Origin of the sequence: Kribbella speibonae (assembly GCF_004331375.1) — a bacterium.
Classification (GTDB): Bacteria; Actinomycetota; Actinomycetes; order Propionibacteriales; family Kribbellaceae; genus Kribbella; species Kribbella sindirgiensis.
The window spans coordinates 354,762-372,590 of the sequence record NZ_SJKC01000006.1; the positions used below are offsets into that span (position 1 = coordinate 354,762).

Consider the following 17,829-nt stretch of genomic DNA (forward strand, 5'->3'; position numbering starts at 1 on the left):
GTCGAATGTCGACCGTCGAACTGACCCGATTCCGTGTGCTGCCGGCGTTGACCGAGGAGCTGCTCGCGGCGCGCGCGGACATGCTGAAGGACTTCGAAGCGGACCGCGCCGGCTTTCTCGGCGCGCGACTGGTGCAGCTGCCGGACAACGAGTGGCTGGACATCGTCGACTGGGCGACTCCCGCGGACTTCGCCGCGTCGCGCGAGAAGGGCGCCAACCTGCCCGGGATCGCACGGTTCTTCGCGGCCATCGAATCGCTCGTCGTCGCCGAGGAAGGCGTCAGCGCGGCGTAATTCGCCTGACAGCTTGCTGGGTGCGATGCGACGGTGAGCGGCATGGAGATCAGCGAGATCCGGCCGGACGAGTACGACCGGGCCGCCGCGTTGTGGGAGGCGTCGGTCCGGGCGACGCACACGTTCGTCACCGAGGCGGATCTCGACGTGTTCCGGCCGCTGGTCCGGGCGGCGTTCCCGGAGATCGCGCAGCTGGCCGGGCTACGCGGCGACGACGGGCTGCTGATCGGGTTCATCGGGGTGGCGGACGGCAACGTCGAGATGCTGTTCCTCGATCCGGCGTACCGCGGGCGCGGCGGCGGGACCCTGCTGCTGCAGCACGCGTTCACGCACTTCGCCGCCACCTCGGTCGACGTCAACGAGCAGAACCCGGCCGCGGTCGGCTTCTACGAGCATCACGGGTTCCGCTTCGTGTCCCGCAGTACACACGACACCACCGGCAAGCCGTACCCGATCCTGCACCTCAAGCTCTAACCGGCGACCTCCAGGATGTCGATCTCGGTGTACGGGTCGGCCTCGGCGAAACGGAGGGCCCACTGGACGGCTTCCTCCTTGGTGTCGACGCGGATGATCGAGACGCCCGCGACGAGCTCCTTCGTCTCCGCGAACGGCCCGTCGATCACGCGCGGCTGGCCCGGCGCGGGGAACGTCACCCGTGCGCCGCGAGAGCTCGGCATCAGGCCCTCGCCGAGCACCAGCACCCCGGCCTGACGCATCTCCTCGAGCACGGCGTCCGCCCGCTCCAGGATCTCCGGATCCGGCGCGTTCCCGGCCTCCAGGCTGTCGTTGGTCTTGTGCAGCAGCATGTACCTCATAGCGCTGACCCTAGACCGTGTCTGACGGTCCATCGCCTACTGCCGAGCACCTCCTCGCTACGGCGCTGGACCGTCAGACACGGTCTAATGCGGTCCAGAACGCATCCGGCACCTCATATTCGTGCCACGCCGCCACTTCGGCGATCTCCCGCGGGCTCCGCGCTCCCACGAGCACGGCCGGTACGGCGGGATGCGTCAACGGGAACTGCACCGCAGCAGCCAGCAGAGGTACGTCGTATGCGTGGCAGACCTCCCGCAGTACGTCGATCCGTCGCAGCACGTCCTGCGGGACTCGCTCGTACCCGTGGGGCGCACCGTCCGCGGTGTCGGCGAGCACCCCACCGTGGAACACGCCGGCGGCGAGCACCGCCACCCCGAGCTGCTCGCACAACGGCAACAGCTCGTCCGCCCCCGACTGATCGAGCAGGTTGTAGCGCCCCGCCAGCAGGATGACGTCCACGCCGGTGGTTTCGCGGAGGAAGCGGGCGGCGACGTCGGCGTGGTTGACGCCGAGGGAGATGGCCCGGATCGTGCCGCGGCCGCGCAGGTCGACGAGCGCACGGAACGCCTCGGTCGACGCGGTCGTGAAGTCGAGCTCGGGGTCGTGGATGTGCAGGACGTCGACCCGGTCGATCCCCATCCGCTCCAGGCTCGCCTCGAACGAGCGGATCGTCGCGTCGTACGAGTAGTCCAGCCGCGGCCCCATCCCGGCCGGCGGATCCGCCCAGATCGGCTGCACATCCGGCCCGCCCGGCTCGATCAGCCGGCCCACCTTCGTACACAGCACGAACTCGTCCCGCGGCCGCCCCCGCAACGCCAGCCCGGCCCGCTGCTCCGACAACCCGTACCCGTACACCGGAGCGGTGTCGAACAACCGCACGCCCAGCTCCCAGGCCCGATCGATCGTCGCCACCGCCTGCCGCTGCGGCACCGCCGCGAACATCCCGCCGAGCGAGGCGAGCCCCAACCCCAACTCACTGACCCGCAACCCCGTCCGCCCCAGCTCGACCGTCCGCATGCCCCCAGACGTTAGAGGGCCGCACCGACATCCGATGGTCGGCAGCTCGACAGGAGGTGTCCGTCGGCGTGCCCGACGTCCAGGCGTGGAGAGCCGAAGCCAATCCCCGTAGTGGACCTATACGTACTGTCGAGCTGCCGAGGGTGAGGGCTTCCCTCGGCGGGCGCGGGCACGGCACCATGCGGGGATGGGCGAGATCGCGGAGCGGTACCGGCGGCGGGCCGAGGCGTTCGAGCAGAAGGTCGCGGCGGTGCGTTCCGATCAGTGGGAGAACCAGTCACCGTGCGCGAAATGGACCGCGCGGGACGTGGTCGAGCACGTGGTCACGATGCACGCGGTGATGCTGACGCCGGTCGCGCGCAAACTGGAGCCGGCGGACGACCCGCTGACCGCGTTCCAGGAGGCACGGGCCGCGATCGAGGACGTGCTCGACGACCCGGTGGCCGCGCTGACCGAGACCGACACCCCGTCCGGGCGGCTGACCACCGAGCAGCACATCGACCAGGTGGTGTCCGACGACCTCGTACTGCACGGCTGGGACCTGGCCCGCGCCACCGATCAGGACGAGACGATGGACCCGGCCGACGTCCAGCGGCTGTGGGCGGCGGCGGTCGCGATCCCGCCGGAGCTGATGACGAAGTTCCGGACGCCCGGCGCTTTCGGCGAGGGCATCGAGGTGTACGGCGCCGAGGTACCGGTCGAGCCGGAAGCCCCGCTGCAGGACCGCCTCCTCGGCCTCCTCGGCCGCGAGCCCTGAGCTATGCCAGGAGCCGCGTGACGTCGCTCGGGGCGTAGTAGCTGCTCGGGTCGTCGCAGAGCGGCGCCTGGATCAGCTGCCCCGGATCCTGCATGAGAAGGGCATGCCCCTTGGCGATCGCCGGGGCCAGGTACTCGTGGCCGGGGAGGTCCGCAACCGCCGTACGGCAGCCGAGCGCCATGCCCTCGAACAGCGCGGTGGTCGAGACGCCGACCTGGTACGTCGCGGTCGCCAGCAGATCGAGCGTGCTGCCGCCGGTGGACAGCTGGACGCCGGGCGGGATCGGGTAGGGGTGCTCACTCGGGTGCAGGCGGTAGAGGACCTCCAGCTCCGGGTACTCCTTGGCGACGGCGTCAGCGACCTCCACCAGTTCGGTGCCAACCGTGCCTTGGGACAGGAAGACCACCCGCCGCGGGTTCTTGGGCCCGGGCGGCGGCAGGAACGGCGCGCCCATCACCTCGGTCCGCATTCCGGCAGGCAGGTCCGCAACATCGGTCCAGTACGACCCGAAGCACCACAGCTCGTCCGGCTGATCCGCCACAACCGGCTGGCCCGGGTAGCTGTACCCGAGGTGGAACGGGCTGATCGCGCCGTGTTGCAGTTCGACGACGCGGATCCCGAGATCGCGGGCGGCGCCAACGATGTGCTGGTGGAAGTACGCGACCACCAGGAAGACCGTCGTGATCCGGTGCTTCTTGAGGAGCGCGCGGTAGAGAGCGCGGAGCCGCAGGTGCTTCGGGACCTCACGGGCCAGCAGCGCGCCGATCGGGACCCGGACACCGGTGAGTTTCTCCAGCGCGGCGGCGATCCCGCGGTCGTCGGCGGTCCGGGGATGGATCGCTCCGGCGGCCGACGTGAAGAAGTCCAGGTTCTTGCTGCCCGGGAGCGGGGTGCCGTTGATCCCGGAGTCCAGGACCAGGGCGCGGTCGCCGAGCGCCGCCCGGAGCTCGTCGGTGTAGATCTCGACACCGTTCGGTTTCCGCGGATGCGGTACGACGAGGGCGTCGTACCGGCCGGGGAACGGGGTGCGCGTGACGATCCCGGCGACGTGTTTCCCGACCAGGGCGGCCTTGTCGTACCGCGTACGGCGTACCGGATGCGGCGCGCCGTGGATCCCGGTGCGGCGGGTCAGCTCATGAAAGACGCGCATCCGGATGATCGGCCAGGGGTGCGCTCCCCGGATCTGCCACGCGAGCAGCTCCAGGTCCTCCTCCACCGTCCAGATCGCCCGGCACAGCTCCGCCACCGTCGGCCGAACCGTGCCGTTCCCGGTACTCGTCATGGTTGATCCCTACTATCCCCGCGAGACTGCCGACGCCCGAGAAGAACCGGCGGACTGCCTTCAGCAGGTGCGTCTTCCGGCCGAGCAGCAGCCCGGCGAGGGCGAACCCGATCGCCGAGATCACCCGGGCCGAAGCATAGGCCAGTACCAGGACGTAGCTGATCACGCCCGGGCGGATCAGCAGGCGGCTGATCGTGTCGCCGCTGCCCGAACGGAACGCCCGCCGTACCAGCCAGCGCAGCGTGGTGCGGCCCTCCGGGACCTCCTCCGCGATCACCGCCTCCTCGCACCAGACGATGCGGAACCCGGCGCGGTGCACGCGGAGGAAGAAGTGCAGGTCGCTGGAGCCGGTGTACCGGAACGCGGGGTGGAATCCCGGTGTGACCGCGTGGTAGACGCGGCGGCTGACCAGCGTGTTGTTCGTGTACGCCTTGCGGAGCTCCTCGCCGGTGGTGTGCCGGCCGGTAGAGTCGTGGACGTCGCTGTAGGCGTTCCACGGCGGCGCGCTGGGCGGGAGATTGCCCTTCACCGGGCCCGTCACGACGTCGGCGCCGGTGGATTCCCAGGCCTCGAGCAGCGTGGCCAGCCAGCCCGGCGGGGCGACCTCGTCGTCGTCGACGAAGATCAGCGCGTCGTCGTTCCAGCAGAGCTCGACGGAACGCTCCCGCGCGAACGGGATCCCCGGCTCCGCTTCCACGACCGACGCGATCGGGTACGGCGTACCGTCCCCGAACTCCTCCAGCACCCGCGCGGCCGACCCTTCCGCGTCGTTGTCCACCACGACGATCCGGATCGCGTACTCCCCGCCCGAGGGCAGCTCCTGAGCCTGCAAACTGGTCAACAACCCCCGCAACAGAGCAGGTCGCCTGAAGGTAATCACCGCGATGGCGACACTCGTGCTCATGGCGCCCGAGACTATCGGTCCCACCCAACAACCGCCCATCCACCGCGTGTGAGATGACGCGCCACCGCCCAAAGGACACCGCTTCGCGGCGGCAGCTGCGTCAGGCGTCGGAGGGGCCTGGTTCCCAGCCTGTCTGCTGGGACCAGGTGTCGGCTCGGTGGATGGTCTGCCAGAACCAGGGGAGTTTGGCTTCGGTGTAGGCGGCGCTGTCGTGGGGGTGTTGGGCGGCGAGCTGGCGTTTGAGGTGCTCGTACGGCGCGAGTTCGGCGGGATGGGCCCGCAGGTAGTCGCGGAGGAGGAGCGGGAACTGCTGGGAGAAGCTGCCGAGCTTCCGGACGTGGATGTGGGTGCGGGGATCGCCGGGGCGTTCGCGGAAGTAGCGTTTGGTGCGCTCGGCGTTGTCGGCGCGGTAGACGTACCCGAGCCCCTCCAGCGGGACGCGGAACGGGTCGAGCGGATCCAGCGCGGCGACGGAGATCTGGATGTCGACGACGGGCTTGGCAGCGAGTTCGGGTACGGCGGTGGAGCCGATGTGATCGATCCGGAGCGCGACGTCGCCCAGGGCGGCGCGGAGGTGCTGACCGAGCTCGGCGAAGCGGTCGGCCCAGGTAGCGTCGTACGCCTCGATCCGGATCACGCGCCGACTCATGGCGCCCGAGACTATCGGTCACGAGCCCGTCTGAGGTCCGAGAACAACCGCCGGAGACTGGGAACAGGCAATTGCATGTCTCCGCACTCCGTGGGGTGTTCCCAGTCCGGCCGGCTCAGGGGTTGGTGGGGGTGATGGAGATGAGGGGGAGGCCGAGGTCGCGGATTCGGGCGAGGAGGCCGTGGAGTTCGGACTGGTCGGCGATCGGGCCGCGGAGTGTGGTGGTGTCGTCGGGTTCGGCGATGAGCGTGAAGCCGGCGAACCAGCCGGACCAGCTCGGGTCGAGTCGACCGGCGACCCGGACCTCGTAGACGGTCAACTCCCGACCGCGACAGGCTGCCGCACCGACGTCGTCGTGCGCCAGAGCGAGTAGCCGAGGGCGATCATCGCGATGCCGTTCGGGTAGGCAAGCAGGCGGTACAGCGAATCCGGCGCCACGGCCAGCGCTGCCGAGACGAGACCGCCGACGGCCAGCAGGACCGTCGCCCAGCGAGCCAGCACCCGGGCGCGGAAGAGCGCGATTCCGAGCAGCAGGCCACCGGCCAGGTAGGCGAATCCCTGCACCTTGAGGATCGTCCCGAGCGTCCCGATGTCGCCGGTCGCATGGCCGCCGGTCGCGGCTTCGACCACGTCTCGCACGTACCCGGGGCTCGTGTCCGCGATCGACGGCAGGACGTACCCCGAGACGTACGTCGTGCCGATGATCAACAGGTAGCCGAACGCGAGTACGACGTACCCGACGAGGCCGACGACGCCGTTGCGACGGATCTGGCTCAGGTACAGGCCGGTGATCCCGACCAGGGCGAGCGCCGCCATCAGCAGCTTCAGCGTGTTCCGTACGGCGAGCTCGGTCGTGAGGATCGAGTCGGCGTCAACGTGCGGGTGCCCGATCTGTACGCCGATGAAGATCGCTCCGGCAGCGACGGCGGCGGCGCCGGCGGCTCGGGTCAGTGTGGTTGCGGTGACAGTCATTCCCAGCTCCCTCGTTCGTGGTAATCGGAACGTAGGCCGCGAGGTGGGGAGCGGGCGTCACCACATGTGGTGATTCAGGTGGTGACCAAGGTCCTGTCTGGTGGTCCATCAGACAGGACCTAGAGCAGGCCGCGGTCGCGGGCGCGGCGTACGGCGCCGGCGCGGTTGGTGGCGTCGAGCTTGGTGAAGATGCGCTTCGTGTGGGTGCGCAGGGTGTTCAGCGAGATGTAGAGCCGGCGGGCGATCTCCGGGCCGGTGAGCTCGGTGTCGAGGAGGCGCAGTACGTCGAGTTCGCGCTCGGTCAGCGGATCCGGCAGACCGGTCGGCTCCGGCGGTGCGAGACCTTCGTCCAGGAACAGTCGCTTGTACTGCTCGGGTTCGGGTGCCGCCTCCAGCGCCTCGCGCAGTACGGCGAGGGCCGTCGCCCGATCGCCCTGCACGTGATGCGCGAGTGCCTGGAGGACGCCGATCTCCAGCAGGCTGCCCGGCCGCCTCTCGGCATCCGCTCGCAGGCGATCGAGCAGTTCCTGTACGTCGTCACCGCTGCGGATCCGGAGCCGTACCAGCGTGAGCTGGTTGTACTCGTTCAGGTACGACACCTCGTCCGAGATGCCGCGTGCCCACGCCTCGGCCGCCACCAGGTCCTGTGCCGCGAGGTGGACCCGGGCCTTCATCGCCGCGATCGGCCGCAGGTCAGGATACGAACCGCGCCGGTACAACCGCTCTGCTTCGTCGAGCAGGCGCAGCGCATCGGCGAAGTCCCCGCGCGCCACGCGGACCTGCGCCATCGCGACGTACCACCGGTGCCGGTTCTCGGTGATGGAGCCGTGCTCGGCGAGGACTCGCGCGGTCTCGAGGTGGGCCTCCGCCCGATCCAGCTCGTCAAGCTCACGATCCAGCTCAGCGAGACCGACGTGCAGGTCCGCCGTGACCCGCGGATACGGCTCGCCGTTGCGGGTCGCCGCCGCCAGCGCCTCGTCAAACGTTTTCCGTGCCCGCGACGGCCGCCCGGCGGCCATCCACAGGTCGCCCAGCACGACGGCGCCGTCCTGTTCGTCCGTCAGGTTTCCCGCCGCGTGCAGACTGCGGACCGCGGCCGTGTACATCGACAACGCCTCCGGTACGTCGCCCATGGACCAGGCCGCCAACGCCTGGAAGCCGCCCGCCGCGCCGTGGACGAAATGATCGTCGGGACCGGCCAGGTCGAGCGCCCGCTCGGCGCGCAGCACCGTCGTCGGCACGTCCCCGCGTGCCTGCGCCAACGCGGCCCGATAGACCTCGACCATCGCCGGAGCCATCCGGAGATCCTCGGTGTCCGCCCACCTCCCGGCTACCGCGGGATCACGTGCCCCGGCCTCGAGCGCCGCCTCCGCGTCATTGAGCCACCGCTCCATGGGCCCCAGTTCGCCGGCCGTCATCGACGCCCATCCGGCCACGATGCAGAGCACCGGATTCGGCCGGACAACGAATTCGGGCAACGACCCGATCCACTCGACGAGCAACGCGTCCTGCCGGGTACGACGCGCTTCGGGCACCGCTTCCTCGATCAGCCGTCCCGCCCGCTCGTGATCGCCCGCGGCCAGCGCATGCCGGATCGCCTCGGGCACCAGGTGCTGACCGGCGTACCACTCGCTTGCCGCCCGGTGCAGCCGCGGCAGCTCCTCCGGGCGCTCAGCGAGCAGACGCGCACGCAGAACGTCGCGGAACAGGTGGTGGTACCGGTACCAGGTCCGGTCGGCGTCGAGCGCGACCAGGAACACGTTTCCCCGATCCAGCTCGTCGAGGATCCGGGCGCTGCCCGCCGTACCGCTGACCGCGTCGCACAGCGGCCCGGTCAGCCGCTCGAGAACCGCCGTACGCAGCAGGAAATCCCGGGTTTCCGGGCGTTGCCGTGCCAGCACCTCGTCCGCCAGGTAGTCGATGACGAACCGATGGCTGCCGGTGAACGCCTGGAGGAACCCGGAAATATCGGAAACTCCGCGCAACGACAGCGCCGCCAACTGGAGTCCAGCGACCCAGCCCTCGGTCCGCCCTTCCAGCGCCCGTACGTCGTTTTCCGTGAGCCGCAGCCCCATGACGTCGTTGAGAAACGCACCCGCCTCCGCGCCGGCGAACCGCAGGTCGTCGACCCGGATCTCCGTCAACTGCCCGCGACCCCGCAGCCGAGCCAGCGGAAACGGCGGATCCGCCCGCGTCGCCACGACCAGGTGCAGCTGATCCGGCAGGTGATCGAGCAGAAACGCCACCGCCTCGTGGACGTCGAGCGCTTCGATCACGTGGTAGTCGTCGAGCACGAGGACGGACTGAAGGTCGGCCCGAGCGGCGTAGTCGTTGACCAGCGCAGTCAGCGCGGCCGTCGTCGGTACGTCGGCCGCGGGCGGCGCCACCCGGATACCGGGCAGGGCCGCCCAGAGGTGCGCCAGGAACCGGGGAAGCGCGTTGTCGCCGTCGTCGAGCGACAGCCAGCCCACCCGCTCGTGGCCGGCCGCCCACTCGGCGACGAGCGTCGTCTTGCCGAAACCAGCCGGTGCGGAGACCAGAGCGAGCCGATGACCGGGCTCCAGAGTGCTGTCCAGCCGCGCCACCAGCCGTGGTCGCCCCACCAGCCCGGACCGCCGAGCCGGCGGGAACAACTTCGTGGCGAGCACCGTGGTCGGCACCCCCGGATCATAGATCGCGGGAAGTTGTAACGCCGAGGGTCGCTCCAACGATTTAAGGCGAGGACCGAAAGTGGTCGGTTCACTCAACTTGGGGGTCCCGTTGTCCCGTCCCACCCAACTGCTGCGCCTGGCCGTGCCCGCGGCCCTCGTCGCAGCCGGCTTGGTCGCCCTGTCCGGATCGTCCGGCACCGCCGCGATCTCCGCCGGGCCGAACGTCCTGCACGCGAAGTTCCGCCCCGGCACCGCCGACGGCCCCGCGTACGACGCCAAGTCCGTGATCGTGAAGTTCAAGCCGAAGGCAACCACCTCGGCCCGGAAGGCCGCGCTGGCGAAGGCCAAGGGCACGCCTGACGTGTCCGTCACCTCAGATGTGGTCACGGTGACCGGCGACACGTCGGCACCCGAGCTGCTGAAGAAGGTCAAGGCCGACCCGTCGGTCGAGCTCGCCTCGCTGAACTACATCCGGAAGAAGTCCGCGACCCCGAACGACTGGCTGTACACGAACTACCAGAAGTACCTGTCGACCGTCCGCGTCAACACCGCCTGGGACCTCTCGAAGACCGCCGGAACGCAGACGATCGGCGTCCTCGACACCGGCGTCGACGCCGGTCACCCGGACCTGGCCGGGCACCTGCTGCCGGGCTACAACACGTTCAACACGGCCCTGCCCCCGAACGACGGCGACGGCCACGGTACGGCGGTGACCGGCATCATCGCCGCCGGCACCAGCAACGGGATCGGCGTCGCCGGTGTCGCCTGGAACGCCAAGGTCCGCCCGGTCAAGGTGCTCGACGACGGCGGCTCGGGCGACGACTCGAACCTGATCAACGGCATCAACTGGGCGGTCAAGAACGGCGTCCGGGTGATCAACATGTCGCTCGGCGGCGAGGGTGACAACCCCGTCCTGCACCAGGCGATCCAGAACGCGGTCAACGCCGGAGTCGTCCTGGTCGCCGCGGCCGGCAACACCGGCGGCGACTCGTCGAACCACTTCCCGGGCGCCTACCCGGAGGTCCTCTCGGTCGGTGCCACGACCCCGGCCGGCGTACTGACCAGCTTCAGCAGCTACGGCGCCGCGGTCGACATCGCTGCCCCCGGCTACGACATCACCAGCACCGCGCCCCGCGCGCAGACCCCGGCCGGCTACGAGCCGTACTGGCTCGGCCTCGCCGGTACGTCGTTCTCGTCCCCGATCGTCGCCGGTGTCGCCGCCCTGGTCCGCAACAAGTGGCCGTCGTACACCCCCGCCCAGGTGATGGCGCGGCTAAAGGCAACCGCCCGCGACGCAGGCCCGCGCGGCAACGACCCGTACTACGGCGCCGGCATCCTGGACGCCTACCAGGCCCTCGGCGGCAAGTGGACCACGGACTTCGCCCAAGGTGTCGCGGACAAGAACGACCAGCCGTCCCGCGCGGGCGAGCTGATCGCCGGCGTCGCGGTCTCCTCGACGATCAGCGTCGAAGGCGACGTCGACTGGTACAAGCTGCCGACCGACTACGCGCACCAGGTCCGGATCGATGTCAGCGGCCCGATGTTCGACTCGGGCGCCTACGCGCAGAACTTCGGCCCGGTCGTGTCGGCGTACGACGAGAACCTCAAGCCGCTCGCCTTCGTGCAGAACCCGGAGCCTCCCACCGACAGCGACGGGTACGAGATCCCGCAGCCGCTGACCGCATCGACGTACGTCACCGTCCCGGCCGGACCCATGTACGTCGCCGTCCGGAACGCCAACGGGTCGCGGGACAGCCGCGCGTACTCGCTGAAGGTCACCAACGCCGACGGCACCGTCGGCACCGCGCAGCCCGACCCGTACCCGATCCTGGACGCGCTGCCCGGGGACCTGTCCTCCGGCGTCTCGATCCTGGCCAAGCCCACGGTCACCTTCCCGCGGAACGTCGACGAGAACAGTGTCACCAACGGCGGCGTGAAGCTGCTCAACGGCAAGACCGGTGCGATGATTCCGGCGACCGTCACGTACGACCACGACATCCGCAAGGCGGAGATCACGCCGACGTCCCCGTTGGCCGAGGCGACGCCGTTCCGGATCGTCGTCGATGGTGTCGTCTCGCTCGATCCCACGGTGCCGATGGTGCCGTTCAGCTCGGTCTTCAGCACTGAGGACCGCGCTCCGGGTCCGGTGCAGCTCGTCGGGACCGGCGCCTACCTGGCCGCCAACCTGACGTGGACGATCCCGCCGACCACGGATCTCGACCAGGTGATCATCCGTCGCAACGTCGGGAGCAAGGCGCCGACGCCGACGACCGGGACGCTCGTGTACGCGGGCACCGGCGACTGGGTGAAGAACACCGGCCTCGCGCAAGGTACGACGTACACGTACGCCGCCTGGATCAAGGACCGGGCCGGGCACTACAGCACCCAGCCCGCGGTGAAGCAGCTGCTGGGGATGAAGTCGGGGATCGCGGTGACGTCGACGCTGATCAGCTACGGCGGGGCGATCACGATCAAGGGCAGCACGCTGCGGATCGACAATCTGGCGTACGCCGGGTTGCCGGTCAACGTCTACGTACGGCCGAAGAACTCGTCCAAGTTCGCCTTGCTGGCGGCGCTCAAGACGTCGTCGACCGGCACGCTGTCGCTGACGCACAAGCCGCTCGTGTCGTCGGTCTACATGCTGACGTTCCCGGGCAACGCGACCCTGATGGGCACCCGCACGGTCGACGTCACCGTCCAGGTGAAGCCGACGATCTCGGCCACGCTGTCCCCGGCCTCGATCCGCCTCGGCGGAACGACCGCCTTCAGCGGGTACGTCGCCCCGGCACACGCCGGCCAACTGGTCTACCTGCAGCAGTACGGCAGCAAGGTCTGGAAGTCGATCGCCTCGGTGAAACTCAGCACCTCGGGCAAGTACGCCTTCGGCATCAAGCCCGCGATCCGCGGCCAGATCGCCTACCGCGTCTACTTCCCCGGCGACGCCGACCACGCCCCGACCTACACGGTCAACAAGATCGTCACCGTCAGCTGACGGCCCTGCCCCACTGTACCTTTGAGTACAGTGGGGCAGGTGGAGACGGTTGAGCGGTTGATTCGTAGTACGCAGGAGTTGTTGTGGGAGCGGGGGTATGTGGGGACCTCGCCCAAGGCGATTCAGCGGGCTGCGGAGGCCGGGCAGGGGAGTATGTATCACCACTTCGCCGGGAAGGCGGAGCTGGCCAAGGCGGCGATCGAGCGGTCGGGGGCCGAGTTGCGGGCGGCCGCCGACGTGCAGCTGGCCGGTGCGGGTACGGCGGCCGAGCGGATCAGCGGGTATCTCGGCCGGGAACGGGACGTGCTGCGTGGATGCCAGGTCGGGCGGCTGGCGGCGGACCCGGACGTGGTTGCGGATCCGGAGTTGCGGGCACCGGTCGCGGAGACGTTCGAGTGGTTGCGGACGCGGCTGGCCGAGGTGGTTGCTGAGGGCAAGCGTACGGGTGAGTTCCCGGAATCGCTGGACCCGGAGCGGACCGCCGCGACGATCGCCGCCGTACTGCAGGGTGGATATGTGTTGGCCCGGGCGGCCGGATCGACCGAACCGTTCGAGCTCGCGGTCCAGGGACTCGTCGACCTGTTGGGAGCGAAATGAAGATCGGTGCGGTGTTTCCGCAACTCGAGATCGGCGCGGACCCGAAGGTCGTGCGCGACTGGGCGACGACCGTGGAGGACGCCGGGTACAGCCACGTGCTCGCGTACGACCACGTGCTCGGCGCGGATCCGGCGAACCGTCCGGGATGGACCGGATACACCGACAAGTCCTTGTTCCACGAGGTTTTCGTGCTGTTCGGGTACCTGGCGGCGATCACGACGCGGCTCGAGCTCGTCACCGGGGTACTCGTCCTGCCACAGCGCCAGACCGCGCTGGTCGCGAAACAGGCGGCCGAGGTCGACGTCCTGAGCGGCGGCCGTCTGCGCCTCGGCGTCGGCATCGGCTGGAACCAGGTCGAGTACCAGGCGCTCGGCGTACCGTTCAGGCAGCGTGGGGCGCTGCTGGAGGAACAGGTCGACGTACTGCGTCGGCTCTGGGCGGATCCGGTGATCTCGTTCGACGGCAAGTACCACGAGATCGAGGAGGCCGGGCTGAATCCGCTGCCCGGGCGCGAGATCCCGATCTGGTTCGGCGGCAGCGCGGACGCCGTACTGCGACGCACCGGCCGGATCGGCGACGGGTGGATGCCGCAGTCCCCGCCGGACGAGAACGCCCGCCGGCAGATCGCAACAATCCACCAAGCAGCCGAAGCGGCCGGCCGCGACCCCCAGTCCATCGGCATCGAGGCGCGACTGACGCTCGGCGCCGTACCCGAACAGGACTGGCGCGCCTTCGCCGACGGCTGGCGCGACCTCGGCGCAACCCACCTCGGCGTGAACACCATGAAGATGGACCTGACCCGCCCGGAGGAGCACGCCCAGGTCCTCGCAGAGGTGCTCCCGAAACTCACCTGAGAATGTATCTCCCGCGGCTTCCCGGGTATCCGAACAGGTAAGGGAGTTTCGTCAGGGGAGAGGGGACGTCCATGGCCTCCCAGAACAACTTCGAGAAGCGGACGTACAACTATCTGCGGTTGGCGTTGGTCGGGCTTCTGATCATGCTCACGGTCGCGGTACTGCGCGAACGCGCGAAGGCGCCGGGCTGCTGGCAGGGCTCGATCAGCGCGTACTACTACACGCCCGCTCATGCCGTGTTCGTCGGCGCACTGGTCGCGATCGGCGTCTGCATGATCGTGCTGAAGGGGGAGCCGCGGCTGGAGGACGTTCTGCTGAACATCTGCGGGATGCTCGCGCCGGTGGTCGCCTTCGTGCCGACGCCCAACCCCGGCGACTGCTCGTCGGCGCCGGCCGTGTCCCGCGACGCGACGGCGGACATCGCCAACAACATGTTCGCGTACTTCGCCACGGCCATCCTCGGTCTCGTGATCTCGATCGAACTCTGGCGGCGGCAGCGCCGCGGCGGCGAGCGGTGGCTTCCGGCGCAGAATCGCGGCTTGCTGGCCGCGATCGTGCTGCTGGTGGTTGCGATCGTCTGGTTCGCCGCCGATCCGGACAGCTTCGAGGATCTCGCCCATTACCTTTCCGCGGTCCCGCTGTTCATCCTGTTCACCATCATCGTGTTCCAGAACGCCAGGGCGCAGAGCCGGACGTTGTACACCGTGCTGTACCAGGCAATCGCCTGGCTGATGGGCCTCAGCCTCGTCGCAGGACTCATCTGCTGGCGGCTGGACGCCGAACTCTTCGCCGTCGAGGCCGTGTTGCTCGGCCTGTTCCTCCTCTTCTGGGTGGTCCAGACCGTCGAGCTGTGGGACAAGGGAGTGCGTCCAGAATCCGAGGCGTCCACGGTCCCGGCAAAGGTATGAGCGAGGTCCTCAGTTTCTCGGACAAGGTTTGTTTGTTGCCGGTTGCTGTGGTGCGGATGGCGTGCAGTGTTGGGGAGTTGGGTGCGTATTGGCTTGGGAAGCGGGGGCCGGAGTTGTTGCCTGCGCCTGTTCCGCGGGCGACGGACTGGACCCGTGCGGCGGATGAGTTGGCCGAGGATGTTCTGGGTGAGCAGTTCTTGGCGCATTCGCGGCGGGTCTGGGTTTTCGGGATGGCTCTCGCGCACCTCGACCGGGTCGCGCTCAAGCCCGAGCTGTTCTACGTGGCCGCGATGTTGCACGACGTCGGGTTGCGGGAGCCCTTGCCGGATAGGTGTTTCACGGTCGCCGGGGCCGATGCCGCACGAGCGACCGCACCAGAAGGTACTGCGGCCGCTGACATCAAGCAGGTCGAGCGTGCGATCTTCGAGCACGTGGCGATCCGCAAGCCAAAGGCGTTGTTGTCGCGGTATTTGCAGGCCGGGTCGCTGCTGGACGTTGCGGGTCCAGGGATCAGCAAGCTCGGCCGCGAGTTCACGCGCGAGGTCTGCAAGAACCGAGCCGGTTTCCCGGAGGAGTGCCGGACCGCCTGGCGCGCGGAGTCCCGGCGCTTCCCCGACGGAAGGGCGGCGTACGCGCGGTGCCCGGGCGGTCTGCTGATCGCGACTCGGTTCAATCCTTTGCCGCATTGAGCGGACGGTTTGCGGTGGAGCCTCGGATGGCGAGGGGGCAGGGGAGGGTGACGATCTGGGTGGGGCGATCGGGGTCGGTGATGCGGTCGCGCAGGAGGTCGATGCCGGTTTCGACGATGGCGTGGATGGGTTGTTCGACCGAGGTGAGGTCGAAGGATTCCCAGGCGGCCATGTCGGTGTTGTCGAAGCCGATCACCCAGACGTCGTCGGGGACGTGGGCGCCGATCGCGCGGGCGCCGTCGAGGATGCCGAAGGCCAGCAGGTCGGTGACCGTGTAGATCGCGGTCGGCGGCTTCTTGCGGGACAGTAGTTTCTCGGCGGCGGCGTGGCCGTCGGCGTGCGGGACGCCGACCGTGAGCACGTTGCTGGGTTTCAGCTTCACGCCGGCGTCGGCCAGCGCAGCGCGGAACCCGGCGTCGCGGTCGCGTGAGGTGTTCCCGGTCGCCCGGAGCGTCACCAGCCCGATGTCGGTGTGGCCGGCGTCGACGAGGTACCGGCCGGCGTCGTACGCGCCCTGCCAGTTGTCGCCGACGACCTGATCGCAGTCCAGCCCGTCGATCCCGCGGTGCAGCAGCACGGTCGGCGTCCCGGATGCGAGCGCCATCGTGTGCAGCTTCGAGTCGTACGTCGCCGATGTCAGCACGAACCCGTCGACGAGTCGCTGCTGGAGGACCTCGGCGACCGACTCCTCGGGATCGTGCTCGATGTTCCACAGGATCATGTGCAGGCCCATCGAGCTCAGCACCCGGCCGATCTCGTCGAGCAGCTCGGCGTGGAACGGGCTGGTCACCCGGGTCATGAAGACGCCGATGGTGTCGGTCCGCCCGGTCTTCATCGCCCGGGCGAGAGCGTTCGGCGTGTAGTTCGCGTCCTTCAGCACCTGCAGGACCCGGGCCCGGGTCTCCGGGTTGACCTTCGGGTTGTTGGTCAGCACCCGGGACACGGTCGCCTGTGACACCCCGGCCAGACGCGCCAGGTCCCGACTCGTCGGTGGTCGTGTCATCGTCCGCCTCCCCTCGTGATCCCCGAACCCTACTGAAGAGTGTGCGCACCAGGCGTTGACCACGCCAAGAGACCTGTGTATACGTATTCAGTATCTGGAAGTGTATACGTATTCATCCCTCGCGGATGGGAGATTCCGGTGCAGACCAACCTCTCCAACCTGAACCGCCGCAGGTTTCTCGCCGGTCTGACGGGACTGACGGCCGCCGGCCTGCTGGCCGGCTGCGGTGGCAACGGCAACGCAAGCAGCGACGGCAAGAAGAGCCTGACCTTCCTCAACTGGGAACAGGTCAAGGGAAACCCGCTGGAGCAGGCGATCCAGGCGTTCGAGAAGGACTCGGGAACGCAGGTCACCATCCAGCCCGCGGTCACCCAGGAGTACGACACCAAGATGCGCACCCTGATCGCCGGCGGCAGCCCGCCGGACGTGATGCGGATCAACGACGACTTCGTCCGCGGCTTCTCCCAGCAGGGAGCACTGCTGGATCTGAAGCCGTACATCGAGAAGGACAAGCTCGACACGTCCCAGTTCGCCAAGGAGACGTTCGAGTTCCCGCGACAGCCCGACGGCTCGCACACCGCGTGGGTCCTCGGGTACGAGCCGCGGCTGATCTTCTACAACGCCGATCTGTTCAAGCAGGCCGGCGTACCGCTGCCGCCGGCGACCTGGACGTCGCAGGGCTGGACCTGGTCCGACTTCGAGGCGGCCGCGAAGAAGCTCACCGACCCGGCGAAGAAGCAGTACGGCGCTCTCGTGTACCTGGACACCGGCTACGAGCAGACGTTCACCGTCAACCACGGCAGCGAGACCGGCATCTTCTCCCAGGACGGCACGCAGTTCACGCTGCCCGGTGCGAAGGAGACCGAGGCGCTGCAGTGGGCGACCGACCTGACCTGCAAGGACAAGGTGCAGCCGCCGTGGTCGGTGCTGCAGCAGGACAACGCGGAGACACAGATGTTCGCCCAGGGCAAGCTGGCGATGATGTTCGCGACCTTCGGTACGGTGCCGTACCTGCGGTCGACGATCAAGGACTTCACCTGGGACGTCGCTCCGCCGCCTGGTGACGTGGAGCAGAAGACCGAGTCGAGCGTGATCGTGTTCTGCGTCCCGAAGAAGGCGAAGAACCCGGACCAGGCCTGGGAGCTGCTCAAGTACCTCGCGAGCGAGGAGGGCGGCAAGACCTTGCTCCAAGGGGGCGCGTTCACGCCGATCAACCTGAAGGCGGCGGCCGGGCTGGCGCCGAACGGCAAGGCGCCCGAGCACATCGGACTGTTCGCCGAGGCGGCCAAGCATCTCACCGCGACCAACCAGACGAAGAACACGATCGGCGCCCGCGAGCTGTACCGGCCGGCGCTGGACACCGCCTACAACTGCGAGAAACCCGTCGGTGACGTGCTCCAAGGCGTCAAGTCCCAGGTGGAGAACGCGTTGAAGGGTTGATGTCG

The 17,829-nt window shown here is 68.9% G+C and carries 18 protein-coding genes; 9 read left to right on the plus strand and 9 right to left on the minus strand.

Translation table 11 applies throughout. The annotated features are described in order from the left end of the window. Positions 1-5: 5 nt before the first annotated feature. Both E0H92_RS36065 and E0H92_RS36070 read left to right on the plus strand, forming a co-directional pair. Entirely contained in the window at positions 6-293 is a 288-nt protein-coding gene (locus tag E0H92_RS36065; RefSeq protein ID WP_131466412.1) for a hypothetical protein, read from the plus strand. A gap of 42 nt (positions 294-335) precedes the next feature. Further along, entirely contained in the window at positions 336-767 is a 432-nt protein-coding gene (locus E0H92_RS36070) for a GNAT family N-acetyltransferase (protein ID WP_131466410.1), read from the plus strand. On the opposite strand, the gene E0H92_RS36075 is transcribed toward E0H92_RS36070, so the two are convergent. Together E0H92_RS36075 and E0H92_RS36080 are read right to left on the minus strand one after the other, a co-directional pair. Then, positions 764-1,108 carry a YciI family protein gene (locus E0H92_RS36075; protein ID WP_131466408.1) on the minus strand — a complete coding sequence of 115 codons (345 nt, stop codon included), beginning with the start codon at positions 1,106-1,108 and terminating at the stop codon, positions 764-766. The two genes, E0H92_RS36070 and E0H92_RS36075, sit on opposite strands and share 4 nt — an antisense overlap. A gap of 73 nt (positions 1,109-1,181) precedes the next feature. Continuing rightward, positions 1,182-2,126, minus strand: coding sequence for an aldo/keto reductase (locus E0H92_RS36080; RefSeq protein ID WP_131499373.1), 945 nt, complete (start codon positions 2,124-2,126; stop codon positions 1,182-1,184). A 187-nt stretch (positions 2,127-2,313) separates the two neighbouring features. On the opposite strand from E0H92_RS36080, the gene E0H92_RS36085 reads away from it, so the two are divergent. After that, positions 2,314-2,883: a TIGR03086 family metal-binding protein gene (locus E0H92_RS36085; protein ID WP_131466404.1), complete on the plus strand. Its 570-nt coding sequence runs from the start codon at positions 2,314-2,316 to the stop codon at positions 2,881-2,883. A gap of 1 nt (position 2,884) precedes the next feature. On the opposite strand, the gene E0H92_RS36090 is transcribed toward E0H92_RS36085, so the two are convergent. From E0H92_RS36090 to E0H92_RS36115, 6 genes are all read right to left on the minus strand, one after another. After that, positions 2,885-4,033, minus strand: a complete 1,149-nt coding sequence (locus E0H92_RS36090; RefSeq protein WP_131499482.1) for a hypothetical protein — start codon at positions 4,031-4,033, stop codon at positions 2,885-2,887. Further along, on the minus strand, positions 4,017-5,069 hold the full coding sequence (locus tag E0H92_RS36095) for a glycosyltransferase family 2 protein (RefSeq protein ID WP_131499374.1): 1,053 nt from the start codon (positions 5,067-5,069) through the stop codon (positions 4,017-4,019). The genes E0H92_RS36090 and E0H92_RS36095 overlap by 17 nt, the downstream gene beginning before the upstream one ends. A 100-nt stretch (positions 5,070-5,169) precedes the next feature. Next, a complete protein-coding gene (locus E0H92_RS36100; protein ID WP_131499375.1) occupies positions 5,170-5,718 on the minus strand; it encodes a GrpB family protein in 549 nt (182 codons plus the stop codon). Between the two features lie 115 nt (positions 5,719-5,833). Continuing rightward, positions 5,834-6,037 (minus strand): hypothetical protein, encoded by a 204-nt coding sequence (locus E0H92_RS36105; protein ID WP_131499376.1) that lies wholly within the window; start codon positions 6,035-6,037, stop codon positions 5,834-5,836. Next, positions 6,034-6,690 carry a hypothetical protein gene (locus E0H92_RS36110; RefSeq protein ID WP_131499377.1) on the minus strand — a complete coding sequence of 219 codons (657 nt, stop codon included), beginning with the start codon at positions 6,688-6,690 and terminating at the stop codon, positions 6,034-6,036. The genes E0H92_RS36105 and E0H92_RS36110 overlap by 4 nt, the downstream gene beginning before the upstream one ends. A 119-nt stretch (positions 6,691-6,809) precedes the next feature. After that, positions 6,810-9,350 carry a winged helix-turn-helix domain-containing protein gene (locus tag E0H92_RS36115; protein ID WP_131499378.1) on the minus strand — a complete coding sequence of 847 codons (2,541 nt, stop codon included), beginning with the start codon at positions 9,348-9,350 and terminating at the stop codon, positions 6,810-6,812. A gap of 100 nt (positions 9,351-9,450) precedes the next feature. On the opposite strand from E0H92_RS36115, the gene E0H92_RS36120 reads away from it, so the two are divergent. The 5 genes from E0H92_RS36120 to E0H92_RS36140 all read left to right on the plus strand — a co-directional run bounded on the left by E0H92_RS36120 (position 9,451) and on the right by E0H92_RS36140 (position 15,381). Further along, positions 9,451-12,333: a S8 family serine peptidase gene (locus E0H92_RS36120; protein ID WP_131499379.1), complete on the plus strand. Its 2,883-nt coding sequence runs from the start codon at positions 9,451-9,453 to the stop codon at positions 12,331-12,333. A 39-nt stretch (positions 12,334-12,372) separates the two neighbouring features. Continuing rightward, positions 12,373-12,930, plus strand: a complete 558-nt coding sequence (locus tag E0H92_RS36125) for a TetR/AcrR family transcriptional regulator (protein ID WP_131466386.1) — start codon at positions 12,373-12,375, stop codon at positions 12,928-12,930. Then, positions 12,927-13,784: an LLM class F420-dependent oxidoreductase gene (locus E0H92_RS36130; protein ID WP_131466384.1), complete on the plus strand. Its 858-nt coding sequence runs from the start codon at positions 12,927-12,929 to the stop codon at positions 13,782-13,784. Before E0H92_RS36125 ends, E0H92_RS36130 begins: the two co-directional genes overlap by 4 nt. A gap of 71 nt (positions 13,785-13,855) precedes the next feature. Then, positions 13,856-14,692, plus strand: a complete 837-nt coding sequence (locus E0H92_RS36135; protein ID WP_131466382.1) for a hypothetical protein — start codon at positions 13,856-13,858, stop codon at positions 14,690-14,692. A gap of 230 nt (positions 14,693-14,922) precedes the next feature. After that, complete coding sequence (locus tag E0H92_RS36140; RefSeq protein ID WP_131499380.1) at positions 14,923-15,381, plus strand: hypothetical protein; 459 nt, start codon at positions 14,923-14,925, stop codon at positions 15,379-15,381. On the opposite strand, the gene E0H92_RS36145 is transcribed toward E0H92_RS36140, so the two are convergent. Continuing rightward, entirely contained in the window at positions 15,362-16,384 is a 1,023-nt protein-coding gene (locus tag E0H92_RS36145; protein WP_131499381.1) for a LacI family DNA-binding transcriptional regulator, read from the minus strand. The two genes, E0H92_RS36140 and E0H92_RS36145, sit on opposite strands and share 20 nt — an antisense overlap. Before the next feature lie 138 nt (positions 16,385-16,522). Here E0H92_RS36145 and E0H92_RS36150 point away from each other — a divergent pair, with 138 nt between their 5' ends. After that, on the plus strand, positions 16,523-17,824 hold the full coding sequence (locus E0H92_RS36150) for an ABC transporter substrate-binding protein (protein ID WP_165550179.1): 1,302 nt from the start codon (positions 16,523-16,525) through the stop codon (positions 17,822-17,824). Positions 17,825-17,829: the final 5 nt, after the last annotated feature.

Excerpts from the sequence above, each read along its gene's own strand:
- E0H92_RS36065 (WP_131466412.1), top strand. The coding sequence starts at position 6 with ATGTCGACCGTCGAACTGACCCGATTCCGTGTGCTGCCGGCGTTGACC.
- E0H92_RS36070 (WP_131466410.1), top strand. The coding sequence starts at position 336 with ATGGAGATCAGCGAGATCCGGCCGGACGAGTACGACCGGGCCGCCGCG.
- E0H92_RS36075 (WP_131466408.1), bottom strand. The coding sequence starts at position 1,108 with ATGAGGTACATGCTGCTGCACAAGACCAACGACAGCCTGGAGGCCGGG.
- E0H92_RS36080 (WP_131499373.1), bottom strand. The coding sequence starts at position 2,126 with ATGCGGACGGTCGAGCTGGGGCGGACGGGGTTGCGGGTCAGTGAGTTG.
- E0H92_RS36085 (WP_131466404.1), top strand. The coding sequence starts at position 2,314 with ATGGGCGAGATCGCGGAGCGGTACCGGCGGCGGGCCGAGGCGTTCGAG.
- E0H92_RS36090 (WP_131499482.1), bottom strand. The coding sequence starts at position 4,033 with ATGCGCGTCTTTCATGAGCTGACCCGCCGCACCGGGATCCACGGCGCG.
- E0H92_RS36095 (WP_131499374.1), bottom strand. The coding sequence starts at position 5,069 with ATGAGCACGAGTGTCGCCATCGCGGTGATTACCTTCAGGCGACCTGCT.
- E0H92_RS36100 (WP_131499375.1), bottom strand. The coding sequence starts at position 5,718 with ATGAGTCGGCGCGTGATCCGGATCGAGGCGTACGACGCTACCTGGGCC.
- E0H92_RS36110 (WP_131499377.1), bottom strand. The coding sequence starts at position 6,690 with ATGACTGTCACCGCAACCACACTGACCCGAGCCGCCGGCGCCGCCGCC.
- E0H92_RS36130 (WP_131466384.1), top strand. The coding sequence starts at position 12,927 with ATGAAGATCGGTGCGGTGTTTCCGCAACTCGAGATCGGCGCGGACCCG.
- E0H92_RS36135 (WP_131466382.1), top strand. The coding sequence starts at position 13,856 with ATGGCCTCCCAGAACAACTTCGAGAAGCGGACGTACAACTATCTGCGG.
- E0H92_RS36140 (WP_131499380.1), top strand. The coding sequence starts at position 14,923 with ATGGCTCTCGCGCACCTCGACCGGGTCGCGCTCAAGCCCGAGCTGTTC.
- E0H92_RS36145 (WP_131499381.1), bottom strand. The coding sequence starts at position 16,384 with ATGACACGACCACCGACGAGTCGGGACCTGGCGCGTCTGGCCGGGGTG.